This window comes from Streptomyces sp. NPDC127038, assembly GCF_042725875.1.
GTDB lineage: Bacteria > Actinomycetota > Actinomycetes > Streptomycetales > Streptomycetaceae > Streptomyces.
On record NZ_JBHXDQ010000022.1, the window covers coordinates 78023 to 93460 of the forward strand.

The window sequence follows — 15438 nt, forward strand, 5'->3', positions numbered from 1 at the left end:
CCAGGGTGACGCGGGCCGCCGGTGTTATCCAGGGACCGCCGGTCCCTGGACCGGGAGGCCCCACCCGCCCCGCCCGCCACGCCCGGCTCCCGGCGCCCGCCCGGGAAGGGCCGCCGGTTCGGCCGCCGGTCAGTCCACCCCCTTGATCCGCACCACCAGCACCGCACCCGCGAGGCCGATCACCGCCGCGAGCAGGTACAGGACCCGGTAGCCGCCCAGATACGTCACGACCGGGGCCGCCAGCACCGGGGCCGCCACCTGGGGCAGGGCGTTGGCGATGTTGATGACGCCGAGGTCCTTGCCGCGGTCGATGGCCTTCGGCAGGACGTCGGTCATCAGGGCGAAGTCCACGGAGGTGAAGACGCCGAAGCCGACGCCGAGGACGGCCGCGGCGGCGATCGCGCCGGGCCAGGTCTGCCAGCAGGCCAGGGCCGCCGTGGCCACCGCCATCAGGACGCCGGACCAGATCACGAACGGCTTGCGCCGCCCCAGCCGGTCCGACCACACCCCGCCCACCACGACCGTGGCCAGCAGCGTGATCCCGTTCACCGCGGTGAGGACGAGCACCCCCTGCTCGGGGTCGTCGAGGCGCAGCCGGTCGCGCAGGTAGTAGAGCAGGTACAGCAGCACGAGGGCGTTGCTGAGGTTGATCAGGAAGCGGGTCAGCCAGGCCCAGGCGAGGTCGGGGTGTTCACGCGGGCTCAGCCGGAAGGAGGCGAGGAACGCCCGCCCCGACCAGGGCGGCCGGGCCGACGCGGGCAGCCGCAGGTCCTCGTACCGCAGGACGTACGGCAGGACGCCCACCAGGGTGAACACCGCGCACGCCGCGTACCCGCCGCCGGTGCCCCCGGCCACCGTCGCGAGCCCCGTGCCGCCGACCACGCCGAGGATCTGCGCCGCGCCCAGCCAGCCGCCGACGCTGCCGCGCTGGAGCCTGGGCACCCGGTCGGGCACGGCGGCGGTGACCGCGGCGAACGCGGCGTTCAGGGTGAGCTGGACCAGACACCAGCCCGCCGCCATCGTCCACACCCCGCCCGCGCCCGCGAGCAGCAGCAGGGACAGCGCGCCGCCGGCCGCCCCGGCCACGATCCACGGCGTACGGCGGCCCCACCGCGCGGTCGTCCGGTCGGACAGCGCGCCGAACAGGGGGTTGGCGACCAACGAGACGACCGCGCCCGCACCCGTCACCCAGGCCAGCATCGTCTCCTTGGACATGCCGGAGCCGGGCGCGAAGTCCTCCGCCTGGGAGGCGAGGAGGATCTGGAGGGGGCCGTACCAGCCCACCCAGATCGCCCCGTTGGCGAGCGAGAGCGCCGAGGTCCAGCCCCGGCCGACCCGTTCGACGGGCTCGGCGAGCGCCGACACGGACACGGGCACCGGCACGGCGGGGTCGGCCGCGGTCATCTCTGCGCCCGCAGCGCGTCCCGCAGCCAGGCGTACGAGGCCTTCGGGGTCCGCTCCAGGGTGTCGTAGTCCACGTGCACGAGGCCGAAGCGGCGCGCGTACCCCTCCGCCCACTCGAAGTTGTCCATCAGCGACCAGACGAAGTAGCCGCGTACGTCGACGCCCTGCTCCAACGCCCCGTGCAGCGCCCGTATGTGGCCGTCGAGGAAGGCGATCCGCTCCTGGTCGTCGATCCCCTCGTACGAGCAGCCGTTCTCGGTGATGACGACGGGCGGGAGCCGGTCGCCGTAGCGCTCGCGGAAGCCGGTGAGCAGTTCGGTGAGCGCCCCGGGCACCACCGGCCAGCCGAAGTCGGTGACCGGGTACCCCTCCAGTTCCTTGACGGTGAAGGGCAGTTCGGCGGGCAGGGTGAGTCCGCCGAACTCGATCTCCGCGCCCTCGGGGGCGCCGACCTTCGTCGGCTGGTAGTAGTTGATCCCGTACCAGTCGACCGGCTCGCCGATGATCTTCAGGTCCGCCTCGACGTCACCGGGCATCAGCGCGTCGATTCCCTCCGGGTAGCGGCCCAGCAGGACGGGGTCGGCGAAGAGCCGGTTGAGCAGCAGGTCGTAGAAGTCGGCCGCCTCCACGTCCTCGGTGCGGTCCGAGGCCGCCCAGGTCGGGCCGTGCGAGTTGGCGATCCCGATGTCGTCCGCCCCGGCCGCGCGCAGGGCCCGTACGGCCAGACCGTGGGCGAGGAGCTGGTGGTGGGCCACCGGCAGCGCGTCGAACATGAGCTGCCTGCCGGGGGCGTGGGCGCCGAGGGCGTGGCCCAGCAGGGTGTGCTCGGCGGGCTCGTTGAGGGTGATCCACTTCTTGACGCGGTCGCCGAGGCGTCCGGCGACGACGGAGGTGTACTCGGCGAAGCGCTCGGCGGTGTCCCGGTCCGTCCAGTCCAGCTCGGCCGGCAGGTCCCAGTGGAAGAGGGTCGGCACGGGCCGTACGCCCGCCGCGCACAGCGCGTCGACCAGGCGGTCGTAGAAGTCGAGGCCGCCGGGGGAGTTCACCCGGGGCCAGGAGACGGAGAAGCGGTACGCGTCCACGCCGAGGCCGGCGAGGAGCGCCACGTCCTCGGGGTAGCGGCGGACGTGGTCGCAGGCCACCGTCGCCGTGGAGCCGTCCTTGACGTGTCCGGGCACCGCCGTGAAGGTGTCCCACACCGAGGGGCCGCGTTCGTCCACGGCCCCCTCGATCTGGTGGGCCGAGGTGGACACGCCCCAGAGGAAACCGGAGGGGAACTGCGGGAGAGGGTTCGTCGCCATGCGCGATCATCCGTACCCGGGGTAACGGAAGTCAACGGTTCGGCGTGAACCCGTGGCCGGCGGTCTTCAGGCCCGCCTTCGGGCCCCCTCCGCCAGTGCCCCTCCCTTCAGGCCCCTTCCTTCAGGCCCCTTCCTTCAACACCCGGGAGATCAGCTCGCGCTGGTCGTCCGTGAGCCGCGGGTCGGCGGCGTGGACCGTCCTGCCGTCCACGGTGATCTCGTACCGGAACCCGTCCGGGACGCCTGCCGGGGGCGTGCCGTGGCCCGCGGCGAGGGCCCGTTCGGCCAGGGCGTGCCACTCGGGGGCGTCGGGCCGTGCCGAGGTGTCCACCTCGGCACGGCGCTCGATGCCCGCGAACCCGCCCGTGCGCCGCACTTCGATACGCATGGGGTCCTGTCTAGTACGAGTCGGGCGTCCGGGCCAGCGGGCCGGCCGGTCCTAGGAGGACGGGACCCCGACCTGTTCCCAGGCCTTCGTCACGGCCTGGAGCTCGTCGCCCTCGTTGTACCGGGCCCGTGCCGCGGCGAGCGTGAGCCGCGCGAAGTCGGAGAAGAGGGCCTGCTGCGGCAGCTCCCCGCCGGTCAGCACGTCGTACCAGATCTGCCCGGCCCGCTCCCACGCGTGGCCGCCGAGGGCGCTGGCGACGAGGTAGAAGGCGTGGTTGGGGATGCCGGAGTTGATGTGCACGCCGCCGTTGTCCCGGCCCGTGCTGACATAGCCGTCCATGGTCCCGGGCTGCGGGTCCTTGCCGAGCGCGTCGTCGTCGTACGCGGTGCCGGGGGCCTTCATCGAACGCAGCGCGGTGCCGGTGACCCGCGGGGCGAGCAGCCCGGCGCCGATCAGCCAGTCGGCCTCGGCGGCGGTCTGGCCGAGCGCGTACTGCTTGATCAGCGAGCCGAAGACGTCCGACATGGACTCGTTCAGGGCGCCCGGCTGGCCGAAGTAGGTGAGGTTCGCCGTGTACTGGGTGACGCCGTGGGTCAGTTCGTGGCCGATGACGTCGACCGGGATGGTGAAGTCGAGGAAGATCTCGCCGTCGCCGTCGCCGAACACCATCTGCTCGCCGTTCCAGAAGGCGTTGTTGTAGTGCGTGTCGAAGTGCACGGTGGCGTCCAGCGGCAGGCCCTCGCCGTTGATCGAGGTGCGCTGGTAGGCGTTCAGGTACAGGTCGAAGGTCGCGCCGAGGCCCGCGTAGGCGCGGTTGACGGTGGCGTCCTTGCCGGGCTTGTCGCCCTCGGACCTGACCTTCTTGCCGGGGAGGTCCTGACGGTGGCGGGCGTCGTAGATCGTGCGGTGCGGCGTGGGGGCGCCGGTCCCCGCGGGCGCGGCGACGGAGGGTGCGCCGACGACGGTGGTCAGCCTGCGGTGGGTGCGCTCGTACGCGTCGCGCTCCAGGGTCTGGCGCGCGGGGCCGGAGAGCGCGGGGTCCTCGTGCCGGGCGAGCCGGTCGAGGACGTGGGGCGGGACGATGGTGCAGTGGACGGGCTCGAAGCCCCCGTTGGTCGTCATGCCCGGCACCCTTGCACTGAGTGATCCTCTTGTCACTACGCGCAACCATGATTGGTGAAATGGCGCGAAAAGGAGTCTGAGGTTCCGCATGGAAGTGGTATGGCGCACTTTTTGTCCCTTTCGGGGCATGCGATCCCGCATACTGATACAGCCCTCCGCACGAGGCGCGGCTCCGCTAGGCTGCGGAGCATCATGCGTTTCGGGCTGCTTCTCCTTAGCTGCCGCGGCGAGGGCCTGTAGTCGAGGCCGACCCCCTCCCCGCGGAGTCTGGCGTTGCGCCGTCGGCCGTCCTTTCGGACATCCTGAGGAGCCTACGCATCATGGCGGACAGCCAGATCAGCCAGCACGCCCGTACCAACCGTCAGCGGCCCACGTCGATGCCGGTCCACAAGTACGGCCAGTACGACCAGGTCGACATCCCCGACCGGAACTGGCCGGACAACCGGATCACCGTCGCCCCCCGCTGGCTCTCCACGGATCTGCGCGACGGCAACCAGGCCCTGATCGACCCCATGTCGCCCGCGCGCAAGCGTGAGATGTTCGACCTGCTGGTCAAGATGGGCTACAAGGAGATCGAGGTCGGCTTCCCCGCCTCGGGCCAGACGGACTTCGACTTCGTCCGCTCGATCATCGAGGACGAGACCGCGATCCCGGACGACGTGACGATCTCCGTACTGACCCAGGCCCGCGAGGACCTGATCGAGCGGACCGTCGAGTCGCTGAAGGGCGCCAGGCGCGCCAACGTGCACCTGTACAACGCCACCGCCCCGGTCTTCCGCCGCGTGGTCTTCCGCGGCTCCAAGGATGACATCAAGCAGATCGCCGTCGACGGCACGCGCCTGGTCGTCGAGTACGCGGAGAAACTGCTGGGCCCCGAGACCGAGTTCGGCTACCAGTACAGCCCCGAGATCTTCACCGACACCGAACTGGACTTCGCCCTGGAGGTCTGCGAGGCGGTCATGGACGTCTGGCAGCCCGGCCCGGGCCGCGAGATCATCCTCAACCTGCCCGCCACGGTGGAGCGTTCGACCCCCTCCACGCACGCGGACCGCTTCGAGTGGATGGGCCGTCACCTGTCCCGCCGCGAGTACGTCTGCCTGTCGATCCACCCCCACAACGACCGCGGCACCGCCGTCGCCGCCGCCGAACTGGCCCTGATGGCCGGCGCCGACCGCGTCGAGGGCTGCCTGTTCGGCCAGGGCGAGCGCACCGGCAACGTCGACCTGGTCACCCTGGGCATGAACCTGTTCTCGCAGGGCGTCGACCCGCAGATCGACTTCTCCGACATCGACGAGATCCGTCGTACGTGGGAGTACTGCAACCAGATGGAGGTCCACGCGCGCCACCCGTACGTGGGCGACCTGGTCTACACGTCCTTCTCCGGCTCCCACCAGGACGCCATCAAGAAGGGCTTCGACGCCATGGAGGCCGAGGCGAAGGCCAAGGGCGTCACCGTCGACGACATCGAGTGGGCCGTCCCGTACCTGCCCATCGACCCCAAGGACGTCGGCCGCTCCTACGAGGCCGTCATCCGGGTCAACTCGCAGTCGGGCAAGGGCGGTATCGCGTACGTCCTGAAGAACGACCACAAGCTGGACCTGCCCCGCCGGATGCAGATCGAGTTCTCGAAGATCATCCAGGCGAAGACCGACGCCGAGGGCGGCGAGGTCACGCCGAAGGACATCTGGGCGACCTTCGAGGACGAGTACCTGCCGAACCCGGACAACGCCTGGGGCCGCATCCAGGTCCGCACGGGCCAGTCGACCACCGACACCGACGGCGTGGACACGCTGAAGGTCGAGGCCACCGTCGACGGCCGGGACACCGTCCTGGCCGGTACCGGCAACGGTCCGATCTCCGCCTTCTTCGACGCCCTGCAGTCCATCGGCATCGACGTACGCCTGCTGGACTACCAGGAGCACACGATGAGCGAGGGCGCCTCCGCGCAGGCCGCGTCCTACATCGAGTGCGCCATCGGCGACAAGGTTCTGTGGGGAATCGGCATCGACGCGAACACGACACGCGCCTCGCTGAAGGCCGTCGTCTCCGCGGTCAACCGCGCGGCCCGCTGACCTCGTTCACCTGGTTCTTTCCGGCCCCGTCCGCCTTTCGAGGCGGGCGGGGCCCGGTCGTGTCCCGGCCAAATCGTGTGCAGGTCACAAGCAGGTCTCGTCCGGGGTACTGACTACACCTCACCTATGTGGCTAACATCACGCCAGCGCGGCGATGTTGCCGTGGCACTACGGAGGTGTGCGACGTGCTGCCAGGATGGGGACGAAACGGTCGTGCAGTTCAGGTTCCCCGCATCCTGGGCACCCGTACGGCGTGGACCACCGTGGGCGACGGCGAGTTCTTCTGCCCCGGCTGCGGCGGCGACCGCAACTACCAGCGGCTCACCGGACGGCGCCGCTTCACTCTTCTGGGTGTTCCCGTCCTCCCGCGGGGCGAGACGGGGCCCGTGGTCGAATGCGCGGCCTGCCGCAGCCACTACGGCGCCGACGTCCTGGACCACCCGACCACCAACCGCTTCTCCGCGATGCTCCGCGACGCCGTCCACACCGTCGCCCTCGCGGTCCTCGCGGCGGGCGGCTGCTGCGCCCGCTCGTCCCTGGAGACCGCCGCCGCCACCGTCCGCTCGGCCGGCTTCGAGGACTGCACCGAGGACCAGCTGGGCGCCCTCGTCGAGGCACTCGCCGCCGACACCGGCCGCTTCCTCGGCGAGCCCTGCGGGGCGAGCCTGGCCATAGAGCTCCACGAGGCCCTGGACCCCCTGGCCCCGCACCTCGCCGCCACCGGCCGCGAGGCGATCCTCCTCCAGGGCGCCCGCATCGCCCTCGCCGACGGGCCCTACACCCCCGCCGAACGCGACGCCCTCGCCACCGTGGGCGCGGCCCTGACCATCTGCTCGGACGACGTGACCCGCCTCCTGGCCACGGCCCGCACCCCCTCGTAACCGCGCATCCGGCCGATCCCCTTCCTGGGGCGCCCGCGCTCCCCCACAATTGCCCCGTGCGGCAAGGGGGGAGCGGCATGGGGACAGCAGCGCGCTGGGCGGTGGCGATCGCCCTGGCCCTCGTCGGCTTCGGCGCCACCTTCGTGGTCCTCTTCGCCGCCGGACTGCCCCTGCTGCCCTCCGCGGAAGGGGATCGCGCCTCGGTCGCCGCCGGTGCCGGCACGGTCGTCGCGGCGGCGATCACCGCGTGGAGCGCCTGGTACGCCACCCACCGCACCGAACCGGCCGGCGCCCAGGACGCCCCGCTGCGGTTCGACTTCGCCCACTCGACCATCTCCGTCACCGCGAACGGACACCCCGCCGGTCCGGCGGGAACCGTCGTGCGCATGGGTGACCTGCCCCGCCGCCCCGTCGGCTTCCAGCCCCGCGAGGACCTCGTCGCCGAGCTCGCCCGGACCGCGGCCGACCACCCACTGGCCGTCGTCCGCACGGTGACCGGCACCAGGGGGGTCGGCAAGACCCAGCTGGCCGCCGCCTACGCCCGCCGCCGCATCGAGGACGCCTGGGCGGTCATCGCCTGGATCAACGGCGAGACCCGGGGCCAGTTGGTCTCCGGACTGGCCGAGTTGGCGGGCCAGCTCGGTGTGCGCGCCTCCGGTGAGGACGCGGAGACCTCGGCCCGCGCCGCGCTGACCTGGATCGGCCGCAGCGACGAGCGGTGCCTGCTGGTCGTGGACAACGCCACCGACCCGGACGAGGTCGCGGGTTGGCTGCCCACCGTGGGCCGGGCCGAGGTGGTGGTCACGACCACCTCGCGGGCCTTCGGGCACATCGCTGCGGGCGGACAGGTCGACGTGGGTGTCTTCAGCCCGCAGGAGGCGCTGTCCTTCCTCCGGGAACGCACCGGGCTCGACGACCCGGAGGGCGCCCGTGAACTGTCCGAGGAACTCGGCCGGCTGCCCGTTGCCCTCGCCCAGTCCGCAGCCGTGATCAGAAGTGAGCAGATCGGGTACGACGGCTGTCTGCGCCGGCTGCGGACGATGCCGGTGGCACAGCTCCTGGCCGCCGTCCCCGGCGAGCGGTACCCGCACCGGATGGCGGAGGCCGTGCTCCTGTCCGTCCAGCAGGTGGAGTCCCACGACGACACTGCCCTGGTCAGGTCGCTGCTGGACGCGCTCGCCCTGCTGTCGCCCGCGGGCGTGCCGCACCCCCTGCTGCACGCCGTCGCCCGGCACCACGCCCAGGACTCCGCCCCGGCCGCCGAGCGCGCCGTGGGCCGCCTGGTCGAGGCCTCGCTCGCCACCCGGATGGGCACCGACAGTGTCGCCGTCCACCGGCTCACCCAGCGAGTGCTCCAGGACCGGGCGCGGGCCGAGGGGACGCTCGCCGGAGCGGCCGTGACGGTGGGGGAGTGCCTGCTTGACGAGGTGTTCGACCTCGGTGAGGCGTGGGACCGGCGCGAGGAGGGAGGCCGGCTCGCCGACCAGATCGACGCGCTGTGGAACGCCACCGTCACCGATCTCACCACGCTCGACGAGGCCTGCACCGCCCGGCTCGCCCTGCTCCGCGACTGGACGGCCCGCTATCGGTACCAGGTCGGGGAGTCCACCCGCGCCCTCGACGCCGCCGAGGAGACCCTGTTCTGTCTGGAGACGGCCCTGGAGCCCGGATGCGAGGCGGTACTCGCCGCGCTGCGCTCGCTGGCCCTCGTCCGAGAACGCGCAGGCCGTGCCGAAGGCGTCGTCTCGGTCCGGCGACGGCTGCTCGACCTGTACGAACACAGCCACGGACCGCACGCCGAGGAGACCCTCGACGCCCGCTCCGACCTGGCCTGGGCGCATCGCTGGGCGGGGCACTTCGATCTCGCCGTGGCCATGTTCGAGGCGCTGGCCGAGGACAGGGAGGGCTCCGACGGACCGGATCACGTCCGCACCCTCGCGGCACAGGGCGACCTTGCGGAGGTCTACGCCTCGGCGGGCCGGCTTGCGGAGGGGTTCGCCGTGTCGGAGTCCCTGCGGGCACGCCTGATGCCGGCGGACGCGGCCGACCCGTTCCGCAACGCCGACGAGCTGAGCCGCCTCGCGGAGTTCTACGACTCCGCCGGGCGGGCCACGGAGGGGGTGGAACTGCTGCACCGGCTGCTGTCGGAGCAGGAGGCGGGCGAGCATCCGGACGAGTCGGAGACCTTGTGGCTCAGGAACCGGTTGGCCTGGAACTGCGTGTCCGCCGGACTGTTCGATGAGGCCCTGGACGTCGCCACCCGCGCGCTGCGGGACGCCGAACGCGTCCTCGCCGACGATCTGCAGGCCGTCGCGACCGTCAGGGAGACCTATGCGAACTGCCTGGCGCAGTTCGAGCGCAACGACGAGGCCCTGACGGAACTGCGCAGGAACGTGGAGGATCTCACCGCCCTGCACGGGAGCGACCACCCCGATGTCCTCGCCGCCCGCAGGTCCCTCGTCAGCGTACTGGGGAGCGCCTCGCGGTACCGCGAGGCGTACGAGGAGGCGGGGCGGCTCCTCGCGGACTACGAGCAGTCCCTGGGCGCCGACGACACGGTCACCCTGCGAGTGCGGAGCGCCTTCGTCACCGCCTGCGGCGCGGCGGGACAGCATGCCGAGGGGCTCGACGCGGCGCGGCGGTCCCTCACGGACGCGCTGCGTGTACACGGCCCCGGGCATCCGTGGACGCTGGGCTGCCGGATCGACCTGGCCCGCGCCCTGAACCGGGCCGCTCGGTACGAGGAGGCCGAGGCCCTGCTCCAGGAGACGCGCGAGGAGATCGCGAGCCGCCTGGGCGCCCGACACCCCCTGCTCCTGCGCGCCGAGGACGTGCTGGCCACGGTGCTCCTTCAGCAGGCGCGCCGGCAGGAGGCCCGAGACCTGCGGGCCCGCGCCCTGGAACAGCGCATCGACCAGCACGGGTCCGACGACGGGGCCGTCCCGTGGGCGTCCGTCGCCCTCGGTGAAGCCGAGCTGTGGCTCAAGGATTTCGACAGCGCACTGCCGCGATACCGGGAAGCGCTGGCCGCCGTGGAGGCCCGCATGGGCACCCGGCACCGCCACACCATCGTCATGCGACACCGGCTCGCCGACGCCTACGCGTCGGCCTACCGCATACCGGAATGGCTGGCGACGATCACGCATGTGGTCGAGGACTACCGCGAGTTCTACGGCGAGCGGCACCACTGGACCCTGGTGGCCCGGTCGGAGCAGGCGAACGCCTTCCGGCGGTCCGGGAAGACCCGGCGGGCGCTGCGGCTGAGGCGCGCACTGCACTCCGAGTACGTCCGCACCCTCGGAGCGGAACACCCTTATACGGTCGCGCTGTTGGAGTACATGGCGTACGACTGCCGCACGGCCAACCGCCGCTTCGAGGCACTCCGGCTCCGCCGCCGGGTCCTGGCTCTCAACGTCGCCACGACCGGACCGGACAGTGTGGCGAGCCTACGGGCGCACCGGTTACTCGGAGGCGCCTACTGGTCGGTGGGGCTGGTGTGGAAAAGCGTCGGTGTGCAGCGTCGCCTGATGGACACCGTGGTGCGCCTGTACGGTCCCGACCACCCCGAGGCACTGGAGCAGCGCCGGTTCCTGGCCGGGAGCCTGCGCGCCACCGGCAGACTCAACAGGTCGCTCGCCGCCTACCGGGCCAACGTCCTCGCCCACGAAAGGCTGTACGGCGCCGATCACGGCGAGACGCTCGACGCCCGTCAGCAGGAAGCCCACGCTCTCCGGCTGACCGGCCACGTCCGCAGAGCCGTCGCCGCTCAGGCGGAACTCGTCGCCGACTGTGCCCGGGTCTTCGGCCTCGATCACCCCTTCACCTGGTACCGCCGACTTGGCTACGCCTATGCCGTCCTGTGGTCCGGTCACCCCCGCCGCGCCCACCGTCTGTGCGGGCCCGTCCTCGAAGCGGGCCGGAACATCCTCGGCCCGGACCACCCCGACGTCCGGCGGGGAACACGCAGGTTCGCGCTGCTCGCGCTGGCCACCGGCCACCCGCGCACGGCCCTCGCCGCCCGCCGCCGCGCTACTCCCCCGGGAGTAACGGTCCCCGTGGGACACCCTCCGCAGTAGCGGTCGGCTCGGTCCCGGGGGCGACGCGGGGTGGTTCCTGGGCCGGGAGTCTGGATGGGAAGCAGACATCCGGACCGAAGGGAGGCCCTGTCCATGGGGGCCGGAGGAACACGTACGCGATGGCGGGCCGTGCCGTGGGCGGTGCTCGCCCTGTGGGTCGGGCTGCTCGCCGTCGCCGGGCCGTTCGCGGCGAAACTGTCGGACGTACGGCACGACCGGGCCGTCGACTACCTGCCGTCGAGCGCCGACTCCACCCGAGTCGCGAGGATCGAGGACCGGCTGCCCGGCGGCGAGGCCACCGAGCTGGTGCTCGTCTACCACCGCGACGGGGGCCTCCGCCCGGCCGACCGGGACACCGCGGCCCGCCAGCTCGCCGCGATCACCCGGGCGAACCCGCTCACCGGCACCCCCAGGGCCGTACCGTCCCCCGACGGCACCACCCTGATGTACCCCCTCGCCACCACCGCGCCCGGCACCGACGAGAAGAAGCGCGACGCGTTCGTGAACGGCGTCCGTGACCTCGCCAGGCCGACGGACGGGATGAGCGTCGTCGTCGGCGGCCCCGCGGCGCTCGCCACCGACGCGGGCGAGGTCTACGACTCCCTCGGCGGCCCGCTGCTCTACACCACCGTCGCCGTCGTCGCCCTCCTGCTGATCCTCATCTACCGCAGCCCGCTGCTGTGGCTCGTCCCGCTCGCCGTCGCGGGCGTCGCCGACTATTTGTCGATGGCCGTCACCTACGGCCTGCACCAGGCGTTCGGCACCAGCGTCTCCGGCCAGAGCACCGGCGTCATGACGATCCTCGTGTTCGGCGCCGGAACCGACTACGCCCTGCTGATCATCTCCCGCTACCGGGAGGAACTGCGGCGCGTGGAGCGCCCCTACGACGCCATGAAGGAGGCCCTGCGCGGCTGTGGGCCCGCCGTGCTCGCCTCCTCCGGGACCGTCGCCGCCGGACTGCTCTGCCTGCTCGCCGCCGACCTCAACAGCAGCCGGGGCATGGGCCCGACCGGCACCGTCGGCGTGCTCTGCGCCCTCCTCGCCATGCTGACCCTCCTGCCCGCCGTGCTCGTCCTGCTCGGACGGCGGGTGTTCTGGCCGCTCGTCCCCGCCCACGGCAGCGAACCCCGCCGGCGGCGGAGCCTGTTCGCCGCCATGGGATCCTCCGCGGGACGCAGGCCGCTCGTCGTCCTGGCGGCCGGAGCCGCCCTGCTCGGCGCCCTCGCCCTCGGCACGCTGAACCTGCCGGGACCGCTCAAGCAGCAGGACTCCTTCGCCCACCGGCCCGACTCGGTCACCGCGATGCGGACCCTCGCCCGCGCCTACCCCGGACGGGGCACCCAGCCGATCACCGTCATCACCCCCACCGGACGGGCCGACGCCACGCTGTCCGCCGTACGCGGGCACACCGGGGTCGCGAGCGCCGCCCGCGGACGCAGCGGCGGAGGCTGGACGGAGCTCTCCGTCATCGCCCGCGGCGCCCCGCAGTCGGCGGCCGAGACCGCCACCATCAAGGCCCTGCGCGCCGACCTCGCCGGCTCTTACGTCGGCGGGCCCAGCGCCCAGCAGATCGACCTCCAGGACACCGACGCCCGCGACCGGCTCGTCGTCGTGCCGATCGTGCTCGTCTCCGTGCTGCTGATCCTCGTCCTGCTGCTGCGCTCCCTGGTGGCACCGCTGCTGCTCGTCGCCGCCGTCATCGCCGTCTGGGGCGCGGCCCTCGGCATCGGCGGCCTGGTCTTCGGCCCGCTGCTCGGGTTCGCGGGCACCGATCCCGGCCTCGGACTGCTGTCCTTCGTGTTCCTGGTCGCCCTCGGCGTCGACTACGGAATCTTCCTGATGCACCGGATGCGCGAGGAGTCCCTGTCCGGCGCCGAACCGGCCGCCGCCGCGCTGACCGCGCTGCGCACCACCGGGGGAGTGATCGCCTCGGCCGGTCTCGTCCTCGCGGCCACCTTCGCCGTGCTCACCAACATGGGCCTCCTCCAGCTCGTCCAGCTCGGCTTCGTCATCTCGGCCGGAGTGCTGCTCGACACCTTCCTCGTCCGTACGTACCTGGTGACCAGCGCGAGCGTGGCACTGGGCCGGAAGATGTGGTGGCCGGGCGGCCTCTCCCGGGAGCCGGAACCCGCCACCGCCGGACGGCGGGACCGCGTGCCCGTCGGCTGAGCCGCGCACCGGACAACGCGCACCGGGCGCCCCCGTCTCCCGCGGGGGCGCCCCCTCACGGAAGATGAAGCGGTGGACGTCAAACGCATGCTGCACCTCACCGGCTTCGGGTACCGGGGCGAGGTCGACCCGGCGCGGGTCCTGCGCCAGGACGCGCTGCTCGCCGCCGCGCTCCTGGCCGTCGACGTCCTCGTGGCGCTCACCGTGCACACAGGCGGCCGGCGGCCGGACCCGCTCGGCTGGACCCTGCTGATCGGCGCGCACCTCCCGGTGGTCCTCCGGCGGCATGCCCCGCTCCCCGCGTTCCTCGGGCTCGTCGCCTGTGTCGCCCCGTACCACGCGCTCGGCTTCGACCACAGCGCGCCGCAGGCCGTCTCCATGACGGCGCTGTTCACCGTCGCCGTCACGGGGACCCCGCTGCGCTCCCTGGTCATCGGCGGCGGGGTCGTCGGGATCATGCTCACGGTCAAGTTCGCGCAGGGCAGCGCCGAGGGCACCCAGGCGCTGCGCGTCACCGGCTGGATCGTCTCGTTCATCGTGCTCGGGGTGTCCGTCCGGGTGCACGGGCAGTACCTGGCCTCGGTCGTCGAACGGGCCGAGCGCGCCGAACGCACCCGCGAGGAGGAGGCCCGGCGCAGGGTCGCCGAGGAACGGCTGCGCATCGCCCGCGACCTGCACGATCTGCTCGCCCACAGCATCACCCTGATCGGGGTGCAGACCTCCGTCGCCGCCCACGTCCTGGCCGCCGACCCCGACCGCCTCGACCGGACGGCCGTCGCCAGGGCCCTCGACGACATCTCCGAGACCTGCCGCAGCGCGCGCGGCGAACTGCGGACCACGCTTGAGGTGCTGCGCGACTCCGAGCCCGGCGGCGAGGGCAGGGGGCCGCTGCCCGGCCTCGACGGGCTGCCCGACCTGGTGGAGGCGGCCCGCGCCGCGGGCACGGAGGTGGAGCAGCCGGCCGCGGTGGGGGCCGACGGCGTCCCCTCCGCCGTGGGCGCCGCCGCCTACCGCATCGTCCAGGAGGCCCTGACCAACGCAGTACGGCACGCCGGTCCCGGGGCCAGGGTCCGCGTGGACCTGGGCACGGACGGCTCGGCGCTGCGGGTGAGGGTCACCGACGACGGCATCGGCGACACCGGCGGCCCGCCCGGCTTCGGCCTGGTGGGGATGCGGGAGCGGGCCCGCAGCGTGGGCGGCACCCTGGAGACCGGCACCCGGCAGGAGGGGGGATTCGCCGTGCTGGCGGTCCTGCCCCTCCAGGGCGGGGTCCGATGACCATCCGGGTGGTCCTCGCCGACGACCAGAACCTCGTACGGGCCGCGTTCGCCATGCTCGTGGAGTCGGCCCGGGACATGGAGGTGGTCGGGCAGGCGGCCACCGGGCGGGAGGCCGTCGAACTGGCCCGCTCCGGGAACGCCGACCTGGTGGTGATGGACATCCGCATGCCCGACCTCGACGGCATCGAGGCGACCCGGCTGATCGCGGCCGACCCGGAGCTCGCCGGCGTCAGGGTGCTCGTGCTCACCACGTACGACACCGACGAGCACGTCGTGGAGGCGCTGCGCGCGGGCGCCTCCGGCTTCCTGGTGAAGGACACCCGGCCCGCCGAACTCCTCGACGCGATCCGCACGGTGGCCGCCGGGGACGCGCTGCTCTCGCCGGGCCCCACCGCCCGCCTGGTGGCCCGCTTCCTGCGCGCCCCGTCCGCCCCCGCGCTCACGGCGGGCGGCCCCGAGGGACTCTCCGAACGGGAGCGCGAGGTGCTCACGCTGGTCGCCCGCGGCCTCAACAACGCCGAGATCGCCGCGGCGTTGGGGCTGAGCCCGCTCACCGCCAAGACCCATGTCAGCCGCATCATGGGCAAGCTGGGCGCCCGCGACCGGACCCAGCTGGTCATCGTGGCCTACGAGTCGGGCCTGGTGACTCCGGGTTCCTGACGGCCCATCACCGGGCCCTGTGAACACGGGTATCGCCGTGGCCCCCGGGGCACATTAGGTGCACGGGACGTCCCACGTCCCATGT

General features: G+C 72.8%; 10 protein-coding genes. 6 read left to right on the plus strand and 4 right to left on the minus strand.

Annotated features, from left to right (window positions below; genetic code table 11):
- Positions 1-129 precede the first annotated feature (129 nt).
- From ACFWI4_RS17875 to ACFWI4_RS17890, 4 genes are all read right to left on the minus strand, one after another.
- The gene (locus ACFWI4_RS17875; RefSeq protein WP_387196896.1) at positions 130-1404 is read right to left on the minus strand and encodes an MFS transporter; all 1275 of its coding nucleotides are present in this window, start codon (positions 1402-1404) and stop codon (positions 130-132) included.
- A complete protein-coding gene (locus ACFWI4_RS17880; protein ID WP_385397127.1) occupies positions 1401-2705 on the minus strand; it encodes a GH1 family beta-glucosidase in 1305 nt (434 codons plus the stop codon). The genes ACFWI4_RS17875 and ACFWI4_RS17880 overlap by 4 nt, the downstream gene beginning before the upstream one ends.
- 121 nt (positions 2706-2826) lie before the next feature.
- Positions 2827-3093: a protealysin inhibitor emfourin gene (locus tag ACFWI4_RS17885; RefSeq protein ID WP_385397125.1), complete on the minus strand. Its 267-nt coding sequence runs from the start codon at positions 3091-3093 to the stop codon at positions 2827-2829.
- Positions 3094-3144: 51 nt separating this feature from the next.
- Positions 3145-4215 (minus strand): M4 family metallopeptidase, encoded by a 1071-nt coding sequence (locus ACFWI4_RS17890; RefSeq protein ID WP_387196900.1) that lies wholly within the window; start codon positions 4213-4215, stop codon positions 3145-3147.
- Between the two features lie 320 nt (positions 4216-4535).
- Here ACFWI4_RS17890 and leuA point away from each other — a divergent pair, with 320 nt between their 5' ends.
- The 6 genes from leuA to ACFWI4_RS17920 all read left to right on the plus strand — a co-directional run bounded on the left by leuA (position 4536) and on the right by ACFWI4_RS17920 (position 15353).
- Entirely contained in the window at positions 4536-6287 is a 1752-nt protein-coding gene (leuA, locus tag ACFWI4_RS17895) for a 2-isopropylmalate synthase (protein WP_385397121.1), read from the plus strand.
- 185 nt (positions 6288-6472) lie between these two features.
- The gene (locus tag ACFWI4_RS17900) at positions 6473-7168 is read left to right on the plus strand and encodes a TerB family tellurite resistance protein (RefSeq protein ID WP_385397119.1); all 696 of its coding nucleotides are present in this window, start codon (positions 6473-6475) and stop codon (positions 7166-7168) included.
- A 77-nt stretch (positions 7169-7245) separates the two neighbouring features.
- Entirely contained in the window at positions 7246-11244 is a 3999-nt protein-coding gene (locus ACFWI4_RS17905; protein ID WP_387196904.1) for a tetratricopeptide repeat protein, read from the plus strand.
- Positions 11245-11337: 93 nt separating this feature from the next.
- Positions 11338-13413 (plus strand): MMPL family transporter, encoded by a 2076-nt coding sequence (locus tag ACFWI4_RS17910; RefSeq protein ID WP_387196963.1) that lies wholly within the window; start codon positions 11338-11340, stop codon positions 13411-13413.
- 87 nt (positions 13414-13500) lie between these two features.
- Positions 13501-14691: a sensor histidine kinase gene (locus ACFWI4_RS17915; RefSeq protein WP_387196966.1), complete on the plus strand. Its 1191-nt coding sequence runs from the start codon at positions 13501-13503 to the stop codon at positions 14689-14691.
- The gene (locus tag ACFWI4_RS17920; RefSeq protein WP_387196907.1) at positions 14688-15353 is read left to right on the plus strand and encodes a response regulator; all 666 of its coding nucleotides are present in this window, start codon (positions 14688-14690) and stop codon (positions 15351-15353) included. The genes ACFWI4_RS17915 and ACFWI4_RS17920 overlap by 4 nt, the downstream gene beginning before the upstream one ends.
- Positions 15354-15438: the final 85 nt, after the last annotated feature.